This window comes from bacterium (genome assembly GCA_016708315.1).
GTDB lineage: Bacteria > Zixibacteria > MSB-5A5 > CAIYYT01 > CAIYYT01 > JADJGC01.
Window position 1 is genome coordinate 156269 of record JADJGC010000024.1, and the last position, 22971, is coordinate 179239.

At 51.9% G+C, this 22971-nt stretch carries 12 protein-coding genes; 2 read left to right on the plus strand and 10 right to left on the minus strand.

Going from position 1 to position 22971, the window contains the following annotated elements; translation table 11 throughout:
* Positions 1-26: 26 nt before the first annotated feature.
* Positions 27-2870 (minus strand): S8 family serine peptidase, encoded by a 2844-nt coding sequence (locus IPH59_16845; GenBank protein ID MBK7093354.1) that lies wholly within the window; start codon positions 2868-2870, stop codon positions 27-29.
* 275 nt (positions 2871-3145) lie between these two features.
* Between IPH59_16845 and IPH59_16850 the strand changes: the two genes are divergently transcribed.
* Together IPH59_16850 and IPH59_16855 are read left to right on the plus strand one after the other, a co-directional pair.
* Positions 3146-3892, plus strand: a complete 747-nt coding sequence (locus tag IPH59_16850; protein ID MBK7093355.1) for a glycosyltransferase family 39 protein — start codon at positions 3146-3148, stop codon at positions 3890-3892.
* 25 nt (positions 3893-3917) lie between these two features.
* Entirely contained in the window at positions 3918-5420 is a 1503-nt protein-coding gene (locus IPH59_16855; protein ID MBK7093356.1) for a tetratricopeptide repeat protein, read from the plus strand.
* 69 nt (positions 5421-5489) lie between these two features.
* Here IPH59_16855 and IPH59_16860 read toward each other — a convergent pair whose 3' ends face one another.
* The 9 genes from IPH59_16860 to IPH59_16900 form a co-directional block, all read right to left on the minus strand.
* A complete protein-coding gene (locus tag IPH59_16860; GenBank protein MBK7093357.1) occupies positions 5490-7370 on the minus strand; it encodes a hypothetical protein in 1881 nt (626 codons plus the stop codon).
* Between the two features lie 32 nt (positions 7371-7402).
* Positions 7403-8080: a PorV/PorQ family protein gene (locus IPH59_16865; GenBank protein ID MBK7093358.1), complete on the minus strand. Its 678-nt coding sequence runs from the start codon at positions 8078-8080 to the stop codon at positions 7403-7405.
* An 86-nt stretch (positions 8081-8166) separates the two neighbouring features.
* Entirely contained in the window at positions 8167-8325 is a 159-nt protein-coding gene (locus IPH59_16870) for a hypothetical protein (protein ID MBK7093359.1), read from the minus strand.
* Between the two features lie 74 nt (positions 8326-8399).
* Positions 8400-10955, minus strand: a complete 2556-nt coding sequence (locus tag IPH59_16875) for a hypothetical protein (protein MBK7093360.1) — start codon at positions 10953-10955, stop codon at positions 8400-8402.
* 73 nt (positions 10956-11028) lie between these two features.
* Positions 11029-11955: a PorV/PorQ family protein gene (locus IPH59_16880; protein MBK7093361.1), complete on the minus strand. Its 927-nt coding sequence runs from the start codon at positions 11953-11955 to the stop codon at positions 11029-11031.
* Positions 11956-12029: 74 nt separating this feature from the next.
* The gene (locus IPH59_16885) at positions 12030-14597 is read right to left on the minus strand and encodes a hypothetical protein (protein ID MBK7093362.1); all 2568 of its coding nucleotides are present in this window, start codon (positions 14595-14597) and stop codon (positions 12030-12032) included.
* A 23-nt stretch (positions 14598-14620) separates the two neighbouring features.
* Positions 14621-18004: a TonB-dependent receptor gene (locus IPH59_16890; protein ID MBK7093363.1), complete on the minus strand. Its 3384-nt coding sequence runs from the start codon at positions 18002-18004 to the stop codon at positions 14621-14623.
* A gap of 368 nt (positions 18005-18372) precedes the next feature.
* Positions 18373-19089, minus strand: a complete 717-nt coding sequence (locus IPH59_16895) for a lipoate--protein ligase family protein (protein MBK7093364.1) — start codon at positions 19087-19089, stop codon at positions 18373-18375.
* Positions 19090-19380: 291 nt separating this feature from the next.
* A complete protein-coding gene (locus tag IPH59_16900; GenBank protein MBK7093365.1) occupies positions 19381-22299 on the minus strand; it encodes a sigma 54-interacting transcriptional regulator in 2919 nt (972 codons plus the stop codon).
* Between the last annotated feature and the right edge of the window lie 672 nt (positions 22300-22971).

Here is a 22971-nt window from a genome sequence, read left to right on the forward strand (position 1 = left end):
GAACCAGCCACCCGTTTTGCTTAGTTCTATTTCATTAAAACCATCTTACGAGTTTGATAGTTTCCGTTAAATGAAAGTCTGTAGAAATATACACCGGAAGCGGCATCTTTGCCATCTGAAGTTTTGCCGTTCCAGACGATGCTGTGCGGCCCCGCTGAAACAGACTCATTATAGACAGCTTTTACCACTTGTCCAAGCGAGTTGATAATCTCGAAGCGGTAGCTTCCGGCAGTCGGAAGCGCGAAGTCGATGCGAGTCTCGGGGTTGAAAGGATTGGGGAAATTCTGATCGAGCGTGAAACCGGTCGGAAGTACCGAACCGTCGTTGTCATCGACATCCGTTGCCTGATCGTATGAAGATTCGCCTGCCTGAAGAGCGACGCGGATTTCCTCGATACTATTGCCGCTGGCGACTACGAAGGCGATGTGCAATTCCTGTCCGGAAGTCGCGGAAATAGAGCTTATCCCGGAAATCAGCGCATTGTCTGAGTTGGACGGATTCGGAATCGACTGGCCGGAAGTCATCAGTTCAAACTTGTCGATTGTGGAAATCGCACCGGACTTGATTGACGAACCGTCGACGAAGGCTCCGAAGCGATTCTCATTGGGAAGCACGCGAATTCCGATGTAGCGGTCGAAAGAACTGCTGCGGATGATGTAATCGGTACCATCCTGGACAACTGCTTCGCCGCCGAGGAAGTCGAAGTCGCAGACAAGGGCGATAGCCGAGATCGACTGAGTCGTGAGGTCGGCGTCGCTGATTTCGTACTCGAGCAACATGAAGTTATTCTTGGTGACGTCATCGAACACAGTTACTGAGTGGTCAATGCGGAACGCGTCATCGGATGTGAAGAAGCCCGATTCGACCTTGGTGGCTGTGCCGATTTGGGTCGAGGTGATGCTATCGGCTGCGCGGAAATCGATGCCGTCGGGTAGCGCGTCATAGACATTGCCGTTGACATCGGCGACCATGAGACTCATCAGATTGAGCGGGTCGATTGCGGATGCGATGTCATACAGGCGACGGCTCAAACCGAAATTGGTAAATTCGGCGGAGAGACGATTGGTGGTGATCGTCGCAGAGCCGGCAATAATCGGCTGGCCAATCACGATTTTAAAGTCGGCGCTATTGAGATAGCCAAACTGCGGATTGTAGAAATCTACTGTGAATTCAACCTCGGTACCTTCGATGGCGGTATGGTCAATCTTGACGAGGTACGGGTTGGTGATGTTATCGACCAGAGCTTCAGTCGGCGCACTGCCGAAGTTGGCTTCATTCGACAGGATAAACACGTGCTGGTTGCTTGAGCGCAAGATACCGCTCAGGCTGTTGGTGGCGACACTCATATTGGAGATGGTGAGATTCAGTTCAGTAGTGTTGCCGATTTCGAGCACTGCGGTTTCGCTGTTGGCAAGATTGACATCCTCGACCTGAATGCGCGGCTTAAGCGGTTGCGGCAACAAGTCGATGGCTCTTCTGACGTTGATGAATCCGAATCCATAGTCGTTGTCCTGACCGATGCTGCCAAGATCGCCAGCGGACATCATCAGGGCATTCTTGATCTCGGTGACTGTGGCGTCCGGGTTGTATTCGCGCATCAGAGCGATACAGCCGGCGACGACCGGTGCGGCCATTGAGGTGCCGGACATCATGCGATATCCGCCGCCCTTATAGGATGAACGCAATGCAACGCCGGGACCAACGATCTCCGGTTTAATTTTCGTGTTGTCGCAGTTGGCAGGTCCTCGGCTGGAGAAGGATGCGACGAGCAGATCGGAACGGGTCTGATCTACTGCGCCAATCGAGAACGAATTGGTCGGGCCGGTGGCGCGGTCAGCAGGGTTGCGGATCGTACCGGCATTGGGACCTTCGTTTCCGCAGGCGAAGATGACAACGACGCCAAGTGCTTCAAGATTGTCGATAGCCTGCCAGAAGGTTGCATCGCACGGTGCGAGCAAGCCCTTGGGGATACCCCACGAATTGCAGATTACGTCAGGAAGGTCGCTAACCGTTTGAGGATTGCCATCAGGATCGGCAGCCCATTGGAATGCGGCGATGATATCGGAAACCGTCTTGTTCAAAGATTGTCCGCGGTCGATTACGGAAGCTGACATCCAGGCGGCATTGAACGCAACACCGATTGTGTCGGCGCCATCGCGACCGACCATTAAGCCCATCGTATGGGTTCCATGACCATTCAGATCAACTGGCGTGGTGGTGCCATAGGGATCGAACCAGCTCTGGGCGAACTGACCGTCATTGCCATTCCAGTTGGATGCAAGCGCCGGATGGGTGCCTTCGACGCCGGTATCGAAACTGCAAACCAAACGGCCGTGACCAGTGTAGCCCATCTGCCACAAGTCGCGGACACCGATTTGCGAAACGAACGAGCTGCTTCCGGCATATCCTGACTCTGCGGCGGATTTGGAGACCGGGTCAACAAGCTGAAGCGGTTGGTCGTCGATGATGTATTCGAGATCGGCGTAGTTAGAAAGCTCTTCAAGCTGGGAAGCGACGACAGAAACCGAAACGGCGTTGGCAATCCAGAAGGTTTCGAGATTGGAAGCCAAGCCCGACTTTTCGAGTTCGCGGAGATGATTGACAAAACTGCTTTTTGAAACGTCTTGCTTCTTGAGGATGTCAATGAGTGTGGCGTGACCAGAGTTCTTGCGGGCTTCCTTAAGAAGACCGGAAGTCATCGCTGGTGCTGAGATATCATTCTTGATGATGGCAACGACATTCACCCACTCTTCAGCCTTAAGGCTCTTCTCTACTAACGACGCCGAAACCTTGTCGGTATTGAGCGCCAGAAGGGTGTTGCCGATAAGCATGAGACCGGCGATGGCGAGAGTGGTGATACGTGTCATCATGACCTGCTATTGAGCAAGCGACGTGCCATAGTGGAATATTGCAAGTCTTTGCACACCATCAAGCGGGGCGTGATCAGTGCCGTTGGGGCGAGATGTATAAGCTGTTATAAGACAATGATTTTAGTGAGTCAAACATGCCCGGACCTTCCCAGATTCAATGTCCAAGTCGATTTGAGCTCCGTAAAGAATGAACTGCAATGCACACATTAGTATGCACGGCGATGCATTGCCCAATCCATTTGCGAGTCAATCATTAATGAAGTATTGTTGTTTTCATGTTGGATAATCGAGATAAGCAGACAGTAGTTGTGCTCCTGGCGGTGGGTTTAATTGTCAGGTTGGTGTACTTCCTTGAGTACCGTTCCCTGCTGGAATTCTTGCATCCAACGGTTGACGCGCTGTATCATCACTTCAGCGCAAAAGCAATCGCTGCCGGAGCGTTGACCTCAAGCGAGCCGTTTTTTAGAGCACCGTTTTACAATTACTTTCTCGGATTGATCTACGCCATTGCCGGCGATAGCATCAGTGCGGCGCGTTTCTTTCAACTGCTGATCGGGTCATTTACAGCACCGTTGGTTTATCTGCTCGGCCGTGAAGTTTTTGACCAGCGAGTGGGATTGGTGGCGGCGATCGCTGTGTTGTTGACGGGAGACATTGTCTATTTCGAAGGCGAACTTGTTCTCGAAGCCAGCGCTATGTGGCTGATACTCGTGAGCCTGCTGTTGCTGGTGCGATACATCAAGGAGCCATCGGTGATGACGCTGGCGGGACTTGGGTTGTCGACAGGATTAGCAATTGTTGATCGTCCGAACGCCGTTGTGATTCTGCCGCTGATTGCGTGGGTCATATGGCGCAACAAAGAGCGCAACTCACACTCTCCCCTTCTGCGTCACGCGATAGCGTTCACAACGATAATGATGATCCCGGTCGGGTTGGTGCTCTTGCACAACGGTAACGCGCACAGAGCCTGCGCTGACGATTGCGACACAGGGCGGTGTCAATTTCTATATCGGCAACAATGAAGCGGCTGACGGTGTGAGTGCGGTGATGCCGGGCAGGCTCGGATACAACTGGCAGTATGCGGATATCAAGTATGCCGCCGAGACCGAAATGAAATCGAAGCTCACTCCGTCACAAGTCAGCTCGCATTACTTCGAACTGGGAGTCAAGTCGATAATTTCCAATCCGACTGGCTGGTTGAGCCTCATGGCGAAGAAGACGTACTTGATTTTCTCAGGAGACGATATATCGAACAACAGGAATTTGCCGGCCTTCAAGTCGGAGTTCTTCTTATTCAAGCTGTTGCCGATGGGGATGGGGATTTTGGCGCCACTGGGCATCATCGGAATGTTGGTGCTATGGCGCAGGTCACGAGCGGCACAGGTTGTCATTTTGTTCGTTGTCTTGTATGCCGCGTCATTCATCGCATTCTTTGTTAACTCGCGTTTCAGGTTGCCGCTGTTGCCGATTCTGGCAATTCTCGCGGCGGCTTTGGTGTTTGAATTGTTTGAGCGGTTTCGAAATAGACAGTTACTACAAGGTGCTGTCTCTATCGCCGGGGTCGCAATTTTGGCGGTGTTCTTGAATGTCAATTTGTACGGCATGCAATTCGATAATCGCCAACAGGCTGCATTCAACAAAGGGAATCTGTACCTTGAAACAGGGGAATTGCCTCGGGCGATAGACAGCTACTATGAGGCGATTTCATTCGAGCGACCACTGCAGCAGGTACATCTTAATCTGGGAATTGCGTTTCTCAAGACAGGACAGTTGGATTCGGCTTGGAACCACTTCATTACCGAAGATTCGCTGTTTAACGGCAGTGCAGAGGCAATGAACAACTTGGCCTACTTGTATCGCCAGACCGGTCAAACGGCGGAAGCATTAATTGCGGCTGAGGCTGCGGTTGCAGAGAAACCGTATCTTCCAGAAGCCCGGCTGAATTACTGGTATGCTCTGCGCGAAGCTGGACTCGCGGACTCGGCATATTCTGCAATACTCCGCGAAGCGGCGACCACGTCACTCGGTCGCAACGAGAAATTCATTCTGGCAATATCAGCAATCGACCTGAGGCGATTTGGCGAGGCGGATACGTTGCTTCGGTCGATAATAGCCGAACAGACTCAGTCGCAGGTCCCGACGTATTCGGAAGCTTCGAGCGCATCGTCAATTTCGAGCGGACTCGCGCCGACTGTTTTCGACAGCCGCGTGTTCTACAATTTGGCATTGTCCTTGGCCGGACGCGGCGAGATCGATTCGGCGATAGTGTACTTGGAAGAGGCTGTCAAAAACGATCCGGGTCTGTCTGAAGGCTGGACTAATTTGGGCTCGGCTTACTTCACAAAGAAAGATTATCCGCAAGCAATTGAGGCTTTAGAGCAGGCTCGCAAGTTGAGTCCGGAGTCGGAGATTGTGCTGTTCAATCTGGCGCTGTCTTACTATTCCACCGGCGACAAAGTCAATGCGCGCAAGGTCGTCGAAGAATGCGTGAGACTTCATCCGTCATTTACTCCTTCCCTGCAGTTGCTGGAAACTCTCAAATCGGAATAAAAAATAAACGCGCCGAAGAAGAATCTCCGGCGCGTAGTGATTTGCAGAATCTAATCTGTTAGTCGCGAATTAGTTCAAGAACCAATCACACATTTTGGTTACGATATTGACGGCGTCGTCTTCTTCAACGGACCAGGCACCGAATCCGAAAACGGCACTCTTAAATCTAACATTCTCTTGTCGAACAGCGATTACCGTTCCGTGCAGCGGCTTGATCCAACGTTTGAAATCGTCGGGAATATTGCCGCCAAAATGCGACTTATACAGGTAGAGCGGGGTGCTCAAGACGTCCCGCACAAAGTAGTTGGTATGCGGTGCGCCACGGAAAAAGACCTCGTCATACCAGTTGGTCTGATCGGCTCCGCGTTTGAAAATGAATGTCATTTGGACCTTTTCCAAATTGACATCAAAGTCTTCAAGTCCCGTACCTGCAAGCGCAAGACCGCCAACGAACTGATCCAGATTTTCCGGACGAACGGTATCGGTTTCAGTCGGCGCCCAACCAAGCGAACGGAAGATATAACGGGGGACCCAGCCGTCGCGATACTCGCCAGTTACCCGGAAGTAGCGAATCGGCACTGAGTTCGGCGAAAAATTATTCAATTGTTCCGCCGTGGCTGTGGTTCCGCCGAACGGAGAAGTCGACCAAACCCAAACGCTTCCACCCAAGTCCATGTAAGTTGTAAGACCGGCATAGTCATCCGAGCCGTATGTCGCTGTCCAGCCATCGCCAAGCATGACTATCAGCTTGTACTTCGCTATCTGAAGTTTTGTCGGGCGAACGCGCGTCGTGTCGACATCTGTATACCCGGCGTTAACAAAGATGCGGCGATAGTACTCGTTGATTTCAGCCCAACGGTAGACATTGATACCGTCTGAGCGTTCAAGGCACGGGATTTCTCCGGGCGATGGTCCAAGCGCGCAGTCTTCACGAGCATAAAGCAGTACTCTCTTTTCAAAGCGCGGATAGATAGCACGGAAGACGCGGAAATCGGGAACCGGGTCTGGAGCGGACGCGTCGTCGCGGGCAGTGACCTTAATCACGAAGTAGCCTTCACGCGTGGTGTCGGCAACTGGAGCATTGCGCCAAAGATTGAACACTCTTGCACTGGTAGACTGAACCCATACTCCGCCACGGTTCGGATCTTGCGAAGAAAGGACAAGCTTCTCAGCAACCTGATTAGTATCGATCTTGAAATCATTGCGGAACTTGCCGGTGAGAGTATCAAAATCGAGATCGGACTTATTGTATGGGCCGAATACTTGATAGAAGAAATCAAACTCCGGCTGATCGGTATCGCTGGGGAAATCGATCTTGTCTGAGCCTTTCCAATCGAAACTTATTCCAACGTAGGCAGCGCTGGTATCGGGCAGATCAAAGAAACCGCCGCGCTCGTAGGAGGTCGTGATCTCGGTCTCGGGCGGGTTGTTATTGCGCGAATAAATGCTGAATTCGATTTCGGAGGCGACGGAATCGTTGTCGATGGCGCGCACGAAGAAGAATTGGACAACTGTATCGGCTGGAGTGTTACCGGCAACAAGTCGGACCTCCTGCCGTGTGGGACTGTCGCTGCGTTCGACATCCACAATTGTCCAGCATGCCGGAACGCAGGTGGCGTTCGGGCCGGGCAGCTCGATATTGGCGGCTGCGTAAGCGCGCAGTTGAGCGGCATCGCTGGTATCGATCGACGCTGCAAGTAGGACCTCGGCTGTGACTACGGCGTGCTGATAGGCGACGATATAGCCATCGACGTCGGTACCATACCAGTTAATGACAGGGCTATTCGTGAAGTGCGAACCGGATGCCGGAATATTCACGATCTTGACAATCGGTTTTTCCGCTGGCGGAACTGGCCCATCCGGCGAAGTACTGCACGACGATACGAAAGCAGCCGCCGCGAACAGCAGCAGGATCGCCGCGCTACCTATGAATTTCTTCTGCAAAAACATCTATTCCTCCTCAAACACACATAATTCCACAATTAGAACTTCATCCCGAGGGTGAAGCGGTGGGCTTCGTTAAGCAAGCCCATGTCCTGATAGCCGTAGTCTAAGCGAAGTTCCATCTTGTTGAAGGGAACGCGAAGACCGCCGCCGACACTGAACGTACCTTCATCGTAGTTGAATTTCTCACCAACCCGGATAAAGTAGCGTTCGTCGTAGCCGTATTCAAAGCCGGCATTGTACTTCTCAAGATTGTCGGAAGGATGCGATGCCTCAACGGCAAACACACCTTTGTGTTTCTCACCGTCAAGCACGTTGATCGCGCCGCCAAAACGGAAGTTGATCGGAAGCGGATAGCCCTCTTGAATGAAGGTCATGTCCGGTCCGAAGTTCGAAATCACCATCGAAATCTTGAAGTTGCGGAAACCCGTATCGTAGTTCGTACCGACATCGGCTGCCCAACCGCTGGCGCGTTCGTCTTCAAGAAGTTCATCGATGAACTTCAAGGTCAAGCCGACGCTGAAGCGATCAGTCAAGGCGCGGCCATAGCTCAACGTCGCGGCATAGCTGCGAGCGCCGAAGGTACGACCGGTGCCGTCGAAATACTCATACGTTGTCTCGTCCATGTCGCCGGCATCGAGCGAGTAAAAACCCAATCCCAAAACACCGCCGAAACGATACAACGGATAAGCGATTCCGGCAAAGTCATACCTGATCTCAGCAGGATAATCTACATGTAAACACTACTTCGCGATCATAGAGATGCGTCAGACCGGCAGGGTTGTAATACATCGCCGTCGCATCATTCGACACCGCCACAAACGCTTCCCCCATGCCGATCGCGCGCGCTAACACCGATCTCTAAAAACTGAGCGCCTGCCGTTCCAACCTTCGCCTGTGCCAGCAACATGCCCGGCAGAAGCAAAAGCAGAAGCGACACACCCAGTATCATCTTCCTCACTATCATCGCAGCTCCTCTATCGAAACCGTAAATATTCTTTGTCCTTATAAAGTCCGGAACCCGAAGTTTCGGACTTACTTAATAATAACGAACTTGCCCACTTGGTTGCCCAAAGCGGACTCGACTGAGTACAGATAGACACCTGAAACAGCCGCCTGAGTGTTGCGGGAAATGAGATCCCACGCCATCATGCTTTCGCCTTCTTGAAGCGGCGGACCGCTCGGGTGCTGAAGCTCGCGCACCAAGTCACCATCAAGAGTGTAAATGCGGATCGTCGCTTCCCTCGGCAGATTGGCGAAGTGAATGCGGCGGGCGCGATCCTGGGAGACAACGTTGCCTTCCAGTCGTTCGTAACCGGCATTGAAGTAACCACCATCAACACGATAGGGATTCGGGAAAACGGTAACCTTGAGGTTTTCCTTCTCGACGCGGTCGGCGGAATTGACCGGGTAGATTTGAATCGCATTAGCCAGCGGCGAGCTTTCAAGCGGCGCCAAGCTGGTGGACGGATTACCAAAGTCGAAAGCAGTGACGGACATATAGACGGCCTGCGAAGCAAGAACGCCGTCAATGGTGTATTCATATTCATAGAAAGCGTCTACCGAGTCGTTCAGTTCTTCAACCCAGATCATGTCGCCGGGCTGTGCATCGGGGTAGAGCTTGTAGATGCCGCCTTCTTCGCCCAGATCCGAACGGTTGAAGTCCTGGCTGGTGAAGTAATAGGCGGTTACGCTGTTGTCGGGATCGATCCAAGGCAGTGAGTCGCGCTGTGAGGTGTAGCGACCCGGATCAAAATCTTGGCCGTAAATTAACTTGAGTGAATCCAGGGTGAACGGATTTTCTGTCATTTCCCAGCGCGGCGGAGCAAAGCCGGTATTCAAACGATGACGGCTATAGTTCTCGCGGTCATAGGAAGTAAGAAGTGCGAACTCGCTGAGAATGAGCTTGGAACCCATATAGACGCGATAGCCTTCAAAGTCTTTCTGGAATGAGAATGGATCCAGATTCTGCTCTGTGTCCTTACCATTCCAACGGACGGCGATTCTGCCCGGAGAGGCTGTGAATCTCATAAATGGCGGAGTCGGAGGCGGAGGGCCAGTGAAGTCGGGCACACCGTCACCAAAACGATAGATTTCCTTGCCCGTGCAAGGATTCATGATTGGATCCTCAACGCCAGGAAGTGTACGGATGCCATCATTGTCGGTATCGACGCCCGGGTTGTCATAGACCCATGCCGCCCATTGGGCGTTAGTGGCAAGGTCGGTGAAATCGAGAACGGCATCGAACTTCATTGGGTCGGCTTCATCGTAAAACTTCTTGAAATCATCGGGACGAACATGGAAGCGATCGGCTCCGATGTAGGCCATGGTGACAAGAAGCGAGTCAGCCGGAGCGATATCGAATGGTCCAAATGAAAGCAGGTAACGAGTATCGTAGCCGTCGGCCAGATTCTTGCCGAGAGCAACGTCTGCCGGAGGCGGCAACCAGCCCTGCGCTGTGTAGTTGATAGTCGAGAAGAGCTGGTCGTAGTCGAACTCGCCGTTCTTCATGAAGAAGTACTTATTCTCGTCACCGGCCGGAGTACCCAAACCGCCGGTTCCCAGACTGCGAGCGTTTGACTGAAGGATTGGACCCCAGTCGAGAGTCGGATCGCCCTGCGATACCCACCAGTTAAAGCTGGTTTTAAGTTCCGGGTTCGGAGTACGAACCACGCGCGTGCCTGTGACTGCGGTCGGGCTCTTGGCATCAAATACACCGCCTGCGTTCGGATCGCCGTCATTATCCGCGATCCAGGCAACGTTGATTACGTCTTCCAATTCCGCACATGAGGGCGAAAGAACTGTGTTCTTGAATCCACAGATGTCGTCCTGGAAGAAATTGTTGGTTCCCGGATGTCCGACGTCGGCATCAACATAAATGCCCATGAATGCTTTGCGGATTTCGTTAACTCCGATATTGCGGATGACAAAATCGAGAAGAATAAAATCCTCGGCATACGAATATGACCAAGAGTAGCTTTTCTGTACGATCTCGACGCCAATCGGTGCGTGAGCTCGTCCCTCTTCAGGATTGGTGGCTACATACGATGCATCAGTAAGCGTATCGGAGTAGACGGCAATATAGTCCGCTTCGGAAACAGCGTCGGGTGAATATTCAGGATCCGACTTTCTAATGGTGCGCTTGATCATGTTGCCGCGCGGTGAAGCATCGGCCCACATTTCGAAAGCGCTCTGCCAGCCATCGTGGCCATGGGACACGAGGGTGTCTTCATTGACAATGGCGCCAATCCAAAGAGCGCCCTGGAAGAGATATTCTATTCCGGAACCGGCCGGAAAGACGCACGAAGGAGCGGAGAGCCCGGTTTCGGGGTCGAGAATGCTGGCATCGGCCTGATTGCCGAAAATGCCGTAGTTGGTCACGCACAGGTGCATGTTGCCGACTTTATGAACGCGGACTTCCTGCGACGGAGCAGCTAATGGTTTATTCAAGACTTGTAAGCGGCGCAAATGCTCCGCTCTTGTTTCATTAGTTGCAAGCGCGGCTTGCGCGAGATTGTAACCGGCCAACAAGAAAACAAGGCCAATCACAAACTGCGGCAGCAGCGATCTACTGTAACGATTAAAGTTCACTGACTTCCCTCCGACTCTATCCGAAATGAAATTATCTCACAACCATATCAACAAAGAACAATAACGTTTCTCCTTAGAACTTCATCCCGAGGGTGAAGCGGTGGGCTTCGTTAAGCAAGCCCATATCCTGATAGCCGTAGTCCAAGCGCAGTTCCATCTTGTTGAAGGGAACGCGAAGACCGCCGCCGACACTGAACGTGCCTTCATCGTAGTTGAATTTCTCACCAACCCGGATAAAGTAGCGTTCGTCGTAGCCGTACTCAAAGCCGGCATTGTACTTCTCAAGATTGTCGGAAGGATGCGATGCTTCAACGGCAAACACACCTTTGTGTTTCTCGCCGTCAAGCACGTTTATCGCGCCGCCAAAACGGAAGTTAATCGGAAGCGGATAGCCCTCTTGAATGAAGGTCATGTCCGGTCCGAAGTTCGAAATCACCATCGAAATCTTGAAGTTGCGGAAACCAGTATCGTAGTTCGTACCGACATCGGCTGCCCAACCGCTGGCGCGTTCGTCTTCAAGAAGTTCATCGATGAACTTCAAGGTCAAGCCGACGCTGAAGCGATCAGTCAAGGCGCGGCCATAGCTCAACGTCGCGGCATAGCTGCGAGCGCCGAAGGTACGACCGGTGCCGTCGAAGTACTCATACGTTGTCTCGTCCATGTCGCCGGCATCGAGCGAGTAGAAACCCAATCCCAAAACACCGCCGAAACGATACAACGGATAAGCGATTCCGGCAAAGTCATACTTGATCTCAGCAGGATAATCTACATGTGTAAACACTACTTCGCGATCATAGAGATGCGTCAGACCGGCAGGGTTGTAATACATCGCCGTCGCATCATTCGACACCGCCACAAACGCTTCCCCCATGCCGATCGCGCGCGCGCTAACACCGATCTCTAAAAACTGAGCGCCTGCCGTTCCAACCTTCGCCTGTGCCAGCAACATGCCCGGCAGAAGCAAAAGCAGAAGCGACACACCCAGTATCATCTTCCTCACTATCATCGCAGCTCCTCTATCGAAACCGTAAATATTCTTTGTCCTTATAAAGTCCGCAGCAAATCACGGCGGACTTATCTGATAATCACAAACTTACCGACCTGATTACCTTGTGGCGACTGAACAGAATAAAGGTAAATGCCGGAAACGGCAGCTTGTGTATTGCGCGTAATCAAATCCCAGGCGAGCATACTCTCGCCTTCCTGGAATGGGCAATCGCACGGGTGTTGAATTTCGCGGACCAGATCGCCATCGAGCGTGTAGATGCGAATCGTCGCTTCCTTCGGCAGATTGGCGAAATGAATGCGACGAGCGCGATCGGTTGACGCCGTGGTATTGTCGAGCCGTTCGTATCCGGCTTCAAGATATCCACCATCGACGCGATACGGGTTTGGAAACACCGTGACATTGAGTCCTTGTTCGACTACCCGATCAGCAGAGTTGACCGGATAAACCTGGATGGCGTTTGCCAACGGCGAGCTTTCGAGCGCGGCGAGGCTTGTTGCCGGGTTGCCATAGTCAAAAGACGAGACAGCGAAGTAAAGCGGGCGCGAGGCCAGCAATCCGTCGATGATATACTCATATTCATAATAAGCGTCTACAGAGTCGTTGAGTTCATCAAGCCAGATCATGTCGCCGGGTTGTGCATCGGGGAAGGCTTTCCGGATGGAACCCGCTTCACCTAAGGTGGATCTGTTGAAGTCCTGCTTGGTGAAGTAGTAAGCCGTCTGAATTCCGCCTTCATCGACCCACGCCAGCGAATCCGACTGATTGGGATATTCTGCCGGATCAAATTCGGGACCGTAAATATCTCTAAGCGAGTCAAGCGTGAAGGGCACTTCGGTCAGTTCCCAGCGGACCGGATCGAAGTTGAGATTCAAACGATAGCGATTGTAATCTTCGGTATCGAACGAAGTAAGAAGTGCAAATTCGCTGAGGACGAGCTGTGTTCCCATGTAGACGCGATAACCTTCGAAGTCGCGCAAGAATGAGAATGGATCTTCGGAAGTTTCAGTCTGCTCTCCGTTCCACCGGAGTTCTACGCGTCCGGGAGAAGCCGAGAACCGAAGCTGCGGTGCAGGCGGCGGAGGAGGACCGGCGAAGTCGGGAACGCCGTCACCATACTTGTAGTATTCCTTGCCGGTACACGGATTGAAATGCGGATCGGGATCGGTAATCGGAGCAATCGATTTGACACCATTGCTGTCGGTGTCGATTCCGGGATTATCATAGACCCAGCCTGCCCATAGCGAGTTGGTAACCAAATCGGAGAAGTCGAGCGAAGCATAAAATGCTGACGGGTCAGTTTCATTGAACAATCGGAAGTCGTTCGGATTGCGATGGAACTTGTCGCCGGCGGCATAGGCGATGGTAATCGGGAGCGAGTCGCCCGGGGGAAGTTCGAATGGACCGAACGAGAATAGATAGCGAGTATCGTATCCGTCAGCGAGGTTCGGCGCCAGGCCCGGCTGACCGGACGGAGGCAACCAACCAGCAGCGGTATGATCGACTGCGGAGAAAATCTGGTCATAATCGAATTCGGGGCGCGACATAATATAGTACTTGTTGCGGTCGCCTTCCGGCGTACCGAGATAGCCACCGTAATCGCGGTTATTGTCGATGCGGCGCGGTCCCCAGTCGAGATTGGTGTCGTCACCGTTTGAGACCCACCAGTTGAAAGAGAATTGCAGTTCGGGGTTCGGCGAGCGCACAACTCGAGTTCCGGCAACTCCTGAGGGGCTGTATTCGTTGAAGACGTTATTGACGGGGTCGCCATCGAAGTCGGCAGTCCAGGCAATGTTCACATCTTCAACAATCTCGGGGCAAGCCGGAGTTGGTGATGACTCCAGATATCCGGTGATATCGTCGGCGAAACCGTCTGGCGTGTTGACGTGCCAGATGTCGGCATCGACATAGAGGGCCATGTACATCTTGCGCAGGTCGCGTTGGCCGATATTGACGATCTTGAAATCCATCAATACAAAATCTTCAGCGTAGCTAAACGACCAAGAGTAGCTTCGCTGTATAATCTTGATGCCGAGCGGCTTGTGAGGGCGATTGAGAATGGCATCGCGCTCAGTAAGCGCAGCATCGATAAGTGTATCGGTGTATTCGGAGATGTAATCCTGTTCGCTGACGGCCTCGGTGCTGTAGAACTCCGAGGTCTTGCGTGTCGACATCTGGACGATATCGTCAAGCGGAGCGGGACGAGGGTACATTTCATGGACGCGCTGCCAACCGTCGGCACCAACTGAAACGATGGTGTCGTCATCGGCAACGGCGCCGATCCAGAAGGCTCCCTGGAAGAGATAGTTCACGCCGGTACCGGCTGGGAATTCAAACGACGGCGCCAGTTCACCTTGAGTGACTCCGGGGCCAATGCAATAAAGTTCGGGCAACCAGTCGCTGGCATCATTGAACTGGCTTCCGAAGAAACCCCAGTTGGTAACCGTGAAAAAGACATTGCCGACGCGGTGAGAGCAGTTTTGAGTATTCGGTGTTGCCGTCACTTTGCGCAACGCCTGACGCCGAAGATCGTCGTCATCGGCGCGTTTAGTCGCAGCAAGCCCCGTAGCGCTGATGATTATCAGCGCTACGATCGTCAGTTTACTCACCCGCCACACCAGTCCACCTAACATCATTGTATTACCTCAACTCAGTGTGATTAAAATTCGACTCCAATACCAAGGCGAATATTCCGGCCCGGTCCAAGATTGGTCGGGTCACTGTTGATTGGAGTACCTTCCAGCACGTAGTTCGAGCCGGTAAGTTTCGAATTGGAATTATATCTACCGGTCAGGCCGTAGATGAAATCAATGTTCTTGTTATCAAAAAGATTGTTCACCCACATCGTCACGGTGTAGGTCATTCCCATGAACGGAATGCGCTTGTAAGTTCTGATGTCGACATTGGAGGTCGACGGATAGCGCAGCGAGTTCGTCTGCGGAGACTCGCCCGGAAGCAGACGGAGACCCGGATAATCGCGGTCCGGAGTATACGGGAATCCTGAACCGAACTGCCAGATCAAGTTTGCACCCCAGTTGTCGGGGAGCTTCAAGCCGAACAGTTCCGGATGATCATCAACCGGGATTTCGAAATCGAGGTTGAGTGAAATCTGATGACGGACATCCCAGTTAAGCGGGAATTCCTGAATCGGAATCGAGCGATTGTAGAAATCGTCAAAGTAGTTGGAGCTTTCATCGGAGCTCTTGCCGTAGGCGAAGGAATATTCATAGGTGAAGGTACCCTGAATATAATTGCCATAGAGCTTCTCAAGTTCAGCTTCGAAACCGCGCGTACGAGCGTAGTCAGAATTCTGATACACGTTGCGCTGAAGCGGTCCAGTGCCTTCGCGCTGGGAGTTGATGATTCCGAAAATGTCTTTATAGAAGCCGGACAAACCAAGCACATAGTCATTCGACATTACGTAGTTGACGCCGAACTCATATTGGATGGTTTTCTGATAATCGAGGTTCTCGTTTCCGATGATACCAAAGGCGCTTGACGACTGAGTCGCGCGGCGATACATCACGTTCAAATCCGGCAGCTGGTTGAAGTGGCCGTAGTTGAAATAGACTTTGGCTTTGTCGGAGATCGGATAGCTGAAGCCGATACGCGGGCTAAACCGGTTCTGCGAGCCAAGAATGGTCTTGGTCTCAAGCTGGTCGGTGCTCTCGTTCTGCTTCAGTTCGGCTGACTGGATGAAGAAGTCATAGCGCAAGCCGATGTTGGCAATCATGGCGCCGTACTCCATACGATCCTGCAGGAACACCGCACCGGTGATCGGGCTGCGTTCGTAGAAATCACGGAAGACGCCGCGATCCGGCCAAGCGCCGCCATCCGGCGTGCCGTCATACGGGAAATCAGGATACTGCAGTTCGATGTAGCTCAGCTCATTGATATCGAGGTTCAAGCCGGTCTTGACTTCGTGCTCTTTCGAGAACGCCTTGTTGACCTTGAAGTCAGCAGTGTAACGGACGGCAGAACGATCGTGGTAGAGTGACCACTGGTCGGAGCCGTAGTCATAGAAACCGTCGCGACGATCATAGGAGCCATTCTTATTCAGATCCTTGAACGGCTCGCCGGCATCGTAGATGCTGTTCTTGGCATCATAGATTCCGTTGCCATTGAGGTCTTTGAACGGCGTACCCGGAAGCCAAGCATCCTTGGGACCGTCGTATTTGGAGTTACGATTGAGATCTTGATTGACTGCAGGGTCTACCGCCATCACGAAGATATCGATACCGGCATCATAGACGCCATTCAAGTTCACATCGGTAAACGGCTCGCCGAGAACAAGGTCGCCATCGGTGTAAGGTTCGCCAACGTCGATATTGGTGATGTCGGCGCGATTGCGGTCATACACTCCATTGCGATTTGTGTCGATGAGAAGAATGTCGCCGGAGTTCCATTTGCCGTCGCCATTGACATCGACAAACTGCTCGGATTCGTAAAAGTCGACGACACCGTTTCCGTTCCAGTCGGTATAGATGGTATCAACGACGCCTCTTGAGTTAGCGATGCCCTGATGAGCAGATTCGACACCGCGGAATTCCGGATCGATTTCTTGCGGGATTCTCGGCCAGAGACCATCGGCGGTCGTGTATGCATCACCAAAGGTGTAGAAATCTCCGCCCCAAACCCATGAGGTATCACCGTTAGAATTGACGAACGGCTCAGGGGAATCGAAGACGCCATTGTTATTGCGGTCAAGATAAGCTTCGTAGTCGCTGAACTGGATGAAATCACCAGGAGTCTTACCTTCGCCCGGACGATTCGGATCACCGGGCATTTCAGTGTAGTTACGATTATAGCGAGACAGCGTAATCGTGTAGAAGGTTGACTTGTCGATCTGGTGGGTCAACTGCGCGGAATAAGTTGCCGACTCTTCATTAACGACCGGCGCATAGGACGGGACGTTGATGTGGGTCCAGGCAAACGTGGTGTTGTTATCCCACGAACCACGGAAGCGCAAATTCAAACGAATATTGGCGCTAGCTTCATAGCGAACGTTGACCTGGGCTTCATACGAATTCTGCATTCTATCTTCCAAGTCGAACAGACCAAGGATCGAGCGAGTCTTGAATCCACGCTGAGTAGTCGGCGTGAAGTAATCCTTGTAGCTGATGTAACCGTCAGTTTTTTCAGCAGCTGCTTGAATAGAATAGAACACCTTGTCGGCAAACCAATTGATGCCCAGCTTTGGAAGCAGGCGATTGGCAAGAATTGGATCGGGGCCGGAAAGATTGAATTCGCCGCGATCGTAGTTGTTGGAGTTCTTATTCAGGATGCTGGTTCCGAAGTCATCGGTGAAGTATTCGAATTCGGCCTTGGTAACATCCGAACCGGCCTTGGTGGTGATGTTAACGATACCGGAGGTAGCGTTGCCGTACTCGGCATCGAAACCGCCCTTGATGATCTGAAGATCTTCAACGACGTTGTTCGAGATATTCATGGCCTGGTCAACAGCGCCACGGCCACCCAACGGATCTTTAACAGCGACACCGTCAACGACGTAGGTGACTTCGTTGGAACGGCCGCCACGGAAGTGGATTTCGCCGAAACGCTCGACAACACCGACCTGCGCTTTGAGCAGTTCGGATACGGTCGCTACCGGCATGTTCTTAATGCTCTCCGCCGTGATCTGGCGAAGGTTGGCAGTTTCGGTCACGCGAAGCAGGTCGCGATCGGCAGTGACGATCTGAGCTTCTGTTTCGACAATGGACTCTTCCATTGCGAAGTCTACAGGAATCGTCGCATCGACGCGAATTTCGACTTTCTCAGTACGCACCGAAATCCAGCCGGTGAGGGTAGCGGTGATCGAGTACATTCCCGGGGGAACGTTAATGATCAAGTATTCGCCGTTAGGATCGGCCTGGGCACCCATGGTGGTACCGTCGATCTGAACCACAGCAAACGGCACGGGTTCTTTGGTCTTCTTGTTAGTGATCTTGCCTTTAACTCTACCAGTCGAGCCGGCGAAAACGCTGGCTGCGGTAAAGAGGCCAATCACCATTAAGACCAATGCGCTCTTAAAAACGTTAGCCATCCGCATGGACCTACCTCCTTCTCGCTTGGAAGCGAGATTATCTTGAAACATGATTGTATTTCTCATAATGAAAGATTAAAACCGCAACTTTCCGGTTACAAAAACGTAAACTCTATTGTCGCCCGATGAGAACTTGTGTTGGCGGACATTAATGCTGTCGATCTCCCAAAGTGCCTGTAAGGCATTTGCCTAACAAGGCTTTCTGAATTCCAAAACAATCCCTGAATAAAGCATTTTGGGCCGCTAACAGTCAAGTGAAATTTGGCTCCTCTTCATTGCTTTTGTTTCCCAAGTAAAAGACTCTCAACCCCTTATTTTGTTTAATCATTTCCGCGAGTTTTTTGGTGATTGCCCATAGCCTGGACTGATCATTCGTCGTCGAATGACACGGCGAAGCTGTCTCGAATTGCCTGTTCGAAGGCTGAAACGACGTCATTGATGACCGGTCGACTCTGAGTTTCGAGTTCGATCGAGGTGATTTGGCTTGAGTCGAGACGGTGACCTTCGGGCCAAAGGGAGCAGAGATCGGATTCGTTCCAGTTGTCGAAGATGCGGACAGAACCGTGCTGAAGAAAGAAGTCGCCGGTACGAAACTGAGCGCTGCCGCAGATTTTGCGTCCGCGGACTGTAACTTCAAACGGGTTAAGCATTGCAAAACATGGATTTAGGTTGCTCCGGGCCGGAGTACCGGTTTGCGGCAATTCGGTTGTATTGATACCGAGCGACGCAAGCATTGCGGCTATGGACTGGGCAATGGCGCGGTATGTGCTCGTAAGCGAGAAGAACGCGGGATGACTTTTGCGATTGGCGATGATTGCATAGCAGATGTCGCCCTTGTGGAGAAGCGCTCTTCCACCGGTCGGCCGGGTTACCAGTCCGTAGTTGAGGCGTTGAATTTGATCGGGGATGACGACTTCTTCGGCAGTTTGATTGGTGCCGAGACTAATTGTCGGTCGGTCCCAGCAGTAGAAGCGGAGTGTCGGAGTTTCGGATTTGCCGGATTGGAGGTCATCGAGCAACTGGCGGTCGAGCGACATATTGTGTTCGCCGGTGAAAGTTCCAAATGGAAGGTAGCGCCAGTGCATTGGGGGAAGTTAGTGAAAAGGGTTGTTGGGGCAAGGGGCAAGAGAGTAAGGCGTTAGTTGTGGACGGCTGCCGCGCACAGAAGGAATTGGCAGGTTCCAAGGTTCCACCGACCGCTCCGGGGGTAAGTGAGCGACTGAACTGAACGTGAGGGCGCAGAGAAGAAGGTTCGACTGAAGTCGAAGCCCACAAAAGCTGGATTCCCGCTTTCGCGGGAATGACGGAACTAAAAATGAGGGCACAGAGAAAATGATGCGACTGAAAATGGTTTGACTGAAGTCGAACTCACAAGACTATTCTTGGGCGAGATGATATTGTTTCATCTTGAGGCGCAAGGTCGATTCGGGAATCGCGAGAAGTTCGGCGGCGTGTTTCTTGACCCACTTGGAATTGCGCAGAGCTTTGAGAATGTACTCGCGTTCGAGGCGGCCGAGGTGTTCGTACAGAGAGAAGCTGCCATTTTGAGTTGAATGGTCGGGTGACTCGCTGCGAGTTTGCTCAGTGATTCGGCGAGAAATCATGTAGCTGGAGATGACTTTGCGGTCGCCCGAAAGCAGGACCAGTTTCTTAAGTTCGTTTTCAAGTTCGCGAACGTTGCCGGGCCAATCGAAGTCGGCTAAGCAGTTGAATGCTTCGGGTTCGATTTTGACCTCGGCATCAAGTTTGGCGAGGAAATGCTTTATGAGCAAAGGAATGTCCTCGCGGCGTTCACGCAATGGCGGAAGACGGAAAGCAAATGTCGAGAGACGGTAGTACAAGTCCTGGCGGAATTGTCCGAGGTCCATCAGTTCGCGCAGGTCTTTATTGGTCGCAGAAATGACGCGGACGTCGACTTTGCGCGGGAAGGTTTCGCCCAAGCGAACGACTTCTTTTTCTTCGATGACGCGAAGCAGTTTAACCTGGATTGAAAGCGGCATGTCGCCGATTTCATCGAGGAAGAACGTGCCGCCATCGGCCTCTTCGAACAATCCGACCTTCTCCCCTTCGGCGCCGGTGAAGGCACCACGCTTGTAACCGAACAATTCGGATTCAAGCAGCGTTTCGGGAAGAGCGGCGCAATTGACGGAGATGAAACGACGGTCTTTGCGGTTCGAATTATAGTGAATGGCTTTTGCCAAGAGGTCTTTGCCGGTACCGGTTTCGCCTTCGATCTGAATTGAGATTGGCGAATCCTTGACTTGCATCACGCGATCGAGAATATCAAGAACATCGTGACTGGCCGTGATGATATTGGGGAAAGCGAGTTGTTTCTGGAGTTGATCCTTGAGGCGTCGATTGTCCTGAGTGAGGCGACGCTTCTGTTCTTCGGAAGACTTGAATCCAAGAATATCTGAGAAGGCGATGGCAAAATCAAGATTGGCTTTGGTGAAGCCGGACGCTGCCGGATCATCTTTGTCAATGTAGACCAAGCCGGAGACTTCTTCGGACAATTGGATCGGCAGTGAAATAAAGGCGCCGACACTTTCGGAGTTGAGCATCAAATAGTCGAACATCCGCTTGCGATCGCCGCCAAGATGAGTGACAAGCAATGGACGATCAAGCGGCAAGGAACCGCCGCGGCCATTGGCAAGTGATTTGGCGACCTTAGCAAGAGTCGTCGGTTCAAAGTCGATTGAAGCTAAAGTCTCGAACGAATGCTGATGGGTGTCATACGAGAAGATGAAAGCGCGATGACCGCCGATTTTGTTGCGGAGGACTTTGAGAGTGTCTTCAAGGCTTCCGCTCTTGAGACTGCCGTATTCTGCTGCAGTCAGGAATGAGCTGAAAAAGCTGTATTCGTTATCATTGGAAAGACCGGCATCAACCATATCGTCTTCGATGGCGAGACGCATGATGCGGCATTCTTCGATGGAGCGGTCATCCTGATATTTCGCAGAGAGCGATTCGCAATGCGCAAGATATTTGAGAGCTTCGTCATAATTGCGCGATTCGAATTCAAGTTGGCACAACTGGAAATGAGCATGAATTTTGAGCCAAGTGATTGGCAACTGATTCGCGAGACGAACGGATTGATTAAGGTATGACAGCGCCTTCTTATGAAATTCTGGCGACTTCAGAAGGGCTTTGCCGGCGGTGAAGTAAGCATAGGCAAGCTCGCGCAGTTCACCGGTTAGTTCGAGAGTCGCGACGGCTTCTTCGAAAAGCGCCACAGCCTGTACATATCTGCCGTTAGCGGCTTCAAGAGCGCCGAGGATTTTCTTGCAAGACGCGGTTTCGACAACTTCGCCGACGTGGTTAGCAACTTCAAGTCCGCGATTGGCGTGATCTAAAGCGAGTGCATAGTTTCCTGAGAAATATTCGAGTTCAGCGAGACGACGTTCGGTCTGGCTGATAATGGCACTTTCGGGAGCGATACGATTGCCGATTTCCAGAGCATAGGCGTAGTGTTGGCGCGCCATACGGCTGTCGCCCATTGCGTGCAATAACTCACCCATGTATTCGTGGTAAATCGAGCGTTCGCGCAATAGGTCATGCTTGCGAATCACATCGTAGGATTGCTCAAGAACACTGCGCGCCTCGGTGAATTCCTCGCGAAGATAGAGAACGTATCCGAGTGAAAGCAGATTCTTGGCAAGAGACGGCCCGCCGTCTGTGTGGCGGCAAAATTCGACACACTCGACCAAGGTCGCGTGAGCTTGATTCCATTCACCAAGGAGAATCTGGATACGAGCGCGGTTACCACGAGCACGGACGAGTGCCGTTTCGGAAACAGATTCGGTCTTCTTGAGATAGTCGATAGATTCGGAGAGAAACTTGTCGGACTGCTTGAACTCACCGCGGATGAAATAGATCTGTGCGAGTTTGTTGTAACAGCTGGTCAATTCGCTGTCGTTGTCGATTCGGCGGAAAGAACTGATGGCGTCGCGAATAAAGGCCTCGCCGGAACCAAGGTCGCCGAGCGCGACATAAAGTTTGCCGATGAGCGCCTGGATGCGGCCAATGATCAAGTTCTCAGCTGTATTGGAGACTATCGAGTAGGCTCTGCGTGCGAGTGAAAGGACTTCCAACGGCGGTTTTTGATGAATCTCAATCGCGGCTTGGAGGTAGTAGTATTCTCCGGCAATGACAGAGTTAGGCTCTTGCGCAATTATGGGCGCAAGTGTCCCTATTTCTAACTTGGCTTCAACAAACTTGTTTTCGCTGATTAGCGATTGGATAAACTTAAGTTTGTCAGCCGTCTCCGTAAGTGCATTACCGATTCTGCTACTCATTAAAAGACTAACTTAGTTTAAAAGGTTATTTTCTTTTGCTATCGTACGGGAATCGAGTCTTAGAATCTTTCCCCGTAGGTGGCTTAACGCTCACTTCACTCTTCTCACTGTAACCAATCAACACTCTCTTTACCTCAATGAAGAACAACCGTGTCCAGTTCCCAATGCTTGAGATAATAGTTGGAGTGGTGGTCTCGGCTGGCTCATTGCCTACATTAGGATGAGAGCCGACTGTCGTCGTGGTATCGCCCTTCATGTCATCCCAAGGATGATCCACGGCTTGTAGTGGTTTAGTAAGGAAGAATGATATTGAGGCGGTTATCACCACTGTGATAAGCAATCTAAGCAGGTTCATACCTACTGCCTCCGAAAAACTGTTATTAACAATCCTGAGGTCAAAGGCGTACAGGGGACAAAGGTAAGCACGTCTTTGGCTGTGCTTAAAGCTAACCCGAAGCGAGTTGTTTGTCAAGCATTTTTTGCGTTTAGTTGTCGCAATCGGAGAGAACCTGTTCAACGTATTGTGTTGTAATGTGTTAACGTTATGGCGCAGGACCTGCGCTTTGGCGAATTGACATTATATAGAAATCTGCGGCAGGAAACGAAAAGGTCAGGCAAGAAAAGGCTGTCCTGGAAGTTTGATTCAGAAATATCTGACCACAATGTGTAGTA

Bases quoted from the DNA above. Each gene is read 5' to 3' on its own strand.
- IPH59_16845 (MBK7093354.1), bottom strand. From the start codon at position 2,870: ATGATGACACGTATCACCACTCTCGCCATCGCCGGTCTCATGCTTATC.
- IPH59_16850 (MBK7093355.1), top strand. From the start codon at position 3,146: ATGTTGGATAATCGAGATAAGCAGACAGTAGTTGTGCTCCTGGCGGTG.
- IPH59_16855 (MBK7093356.1), top strand. From the start codon at position 3,918: ATGCCGGGCAGGCTCGGATACAACTGGCAGTATGCGGATATCAAGTAT.
- IPH59_16860 (MBK7093357.1), bottom strand. From the start codon at position 7,370: ATGTTTTTGCAGAAGAAATTCATAGGTAGCGCGGCGATCCTGCTGCTG.
- IPH59_16885 (MBK7093362.1), bottom strand. From the start codon at position 14,597: ATGATGTTAGGTGGACTGGTGTGGCGGGTGAGTAAACTGACGATCGTA.
- IPH59_16890 (MBK7093363.1), bottom strand. From the start codon at position 18,004: ATGGCTAACGTTTTTAAGAGCGCATTGGTCTTAATGGTGATTGGCCTC.
- IPH59_16895 (MBK7093364.1), bottom strand. From the start codon at position 19,089: ATGCACTGGCGCTACCTTCCATTTGGAACTTTCACCGGCGAACACAAT.
- IPH59_16900 (MBK7093365.1), bottom strand. From the start codon at position 22,299: ATGAGTAGCAGAATCGGTAATGCACTTACGGAGACGGCTGACAAACTT.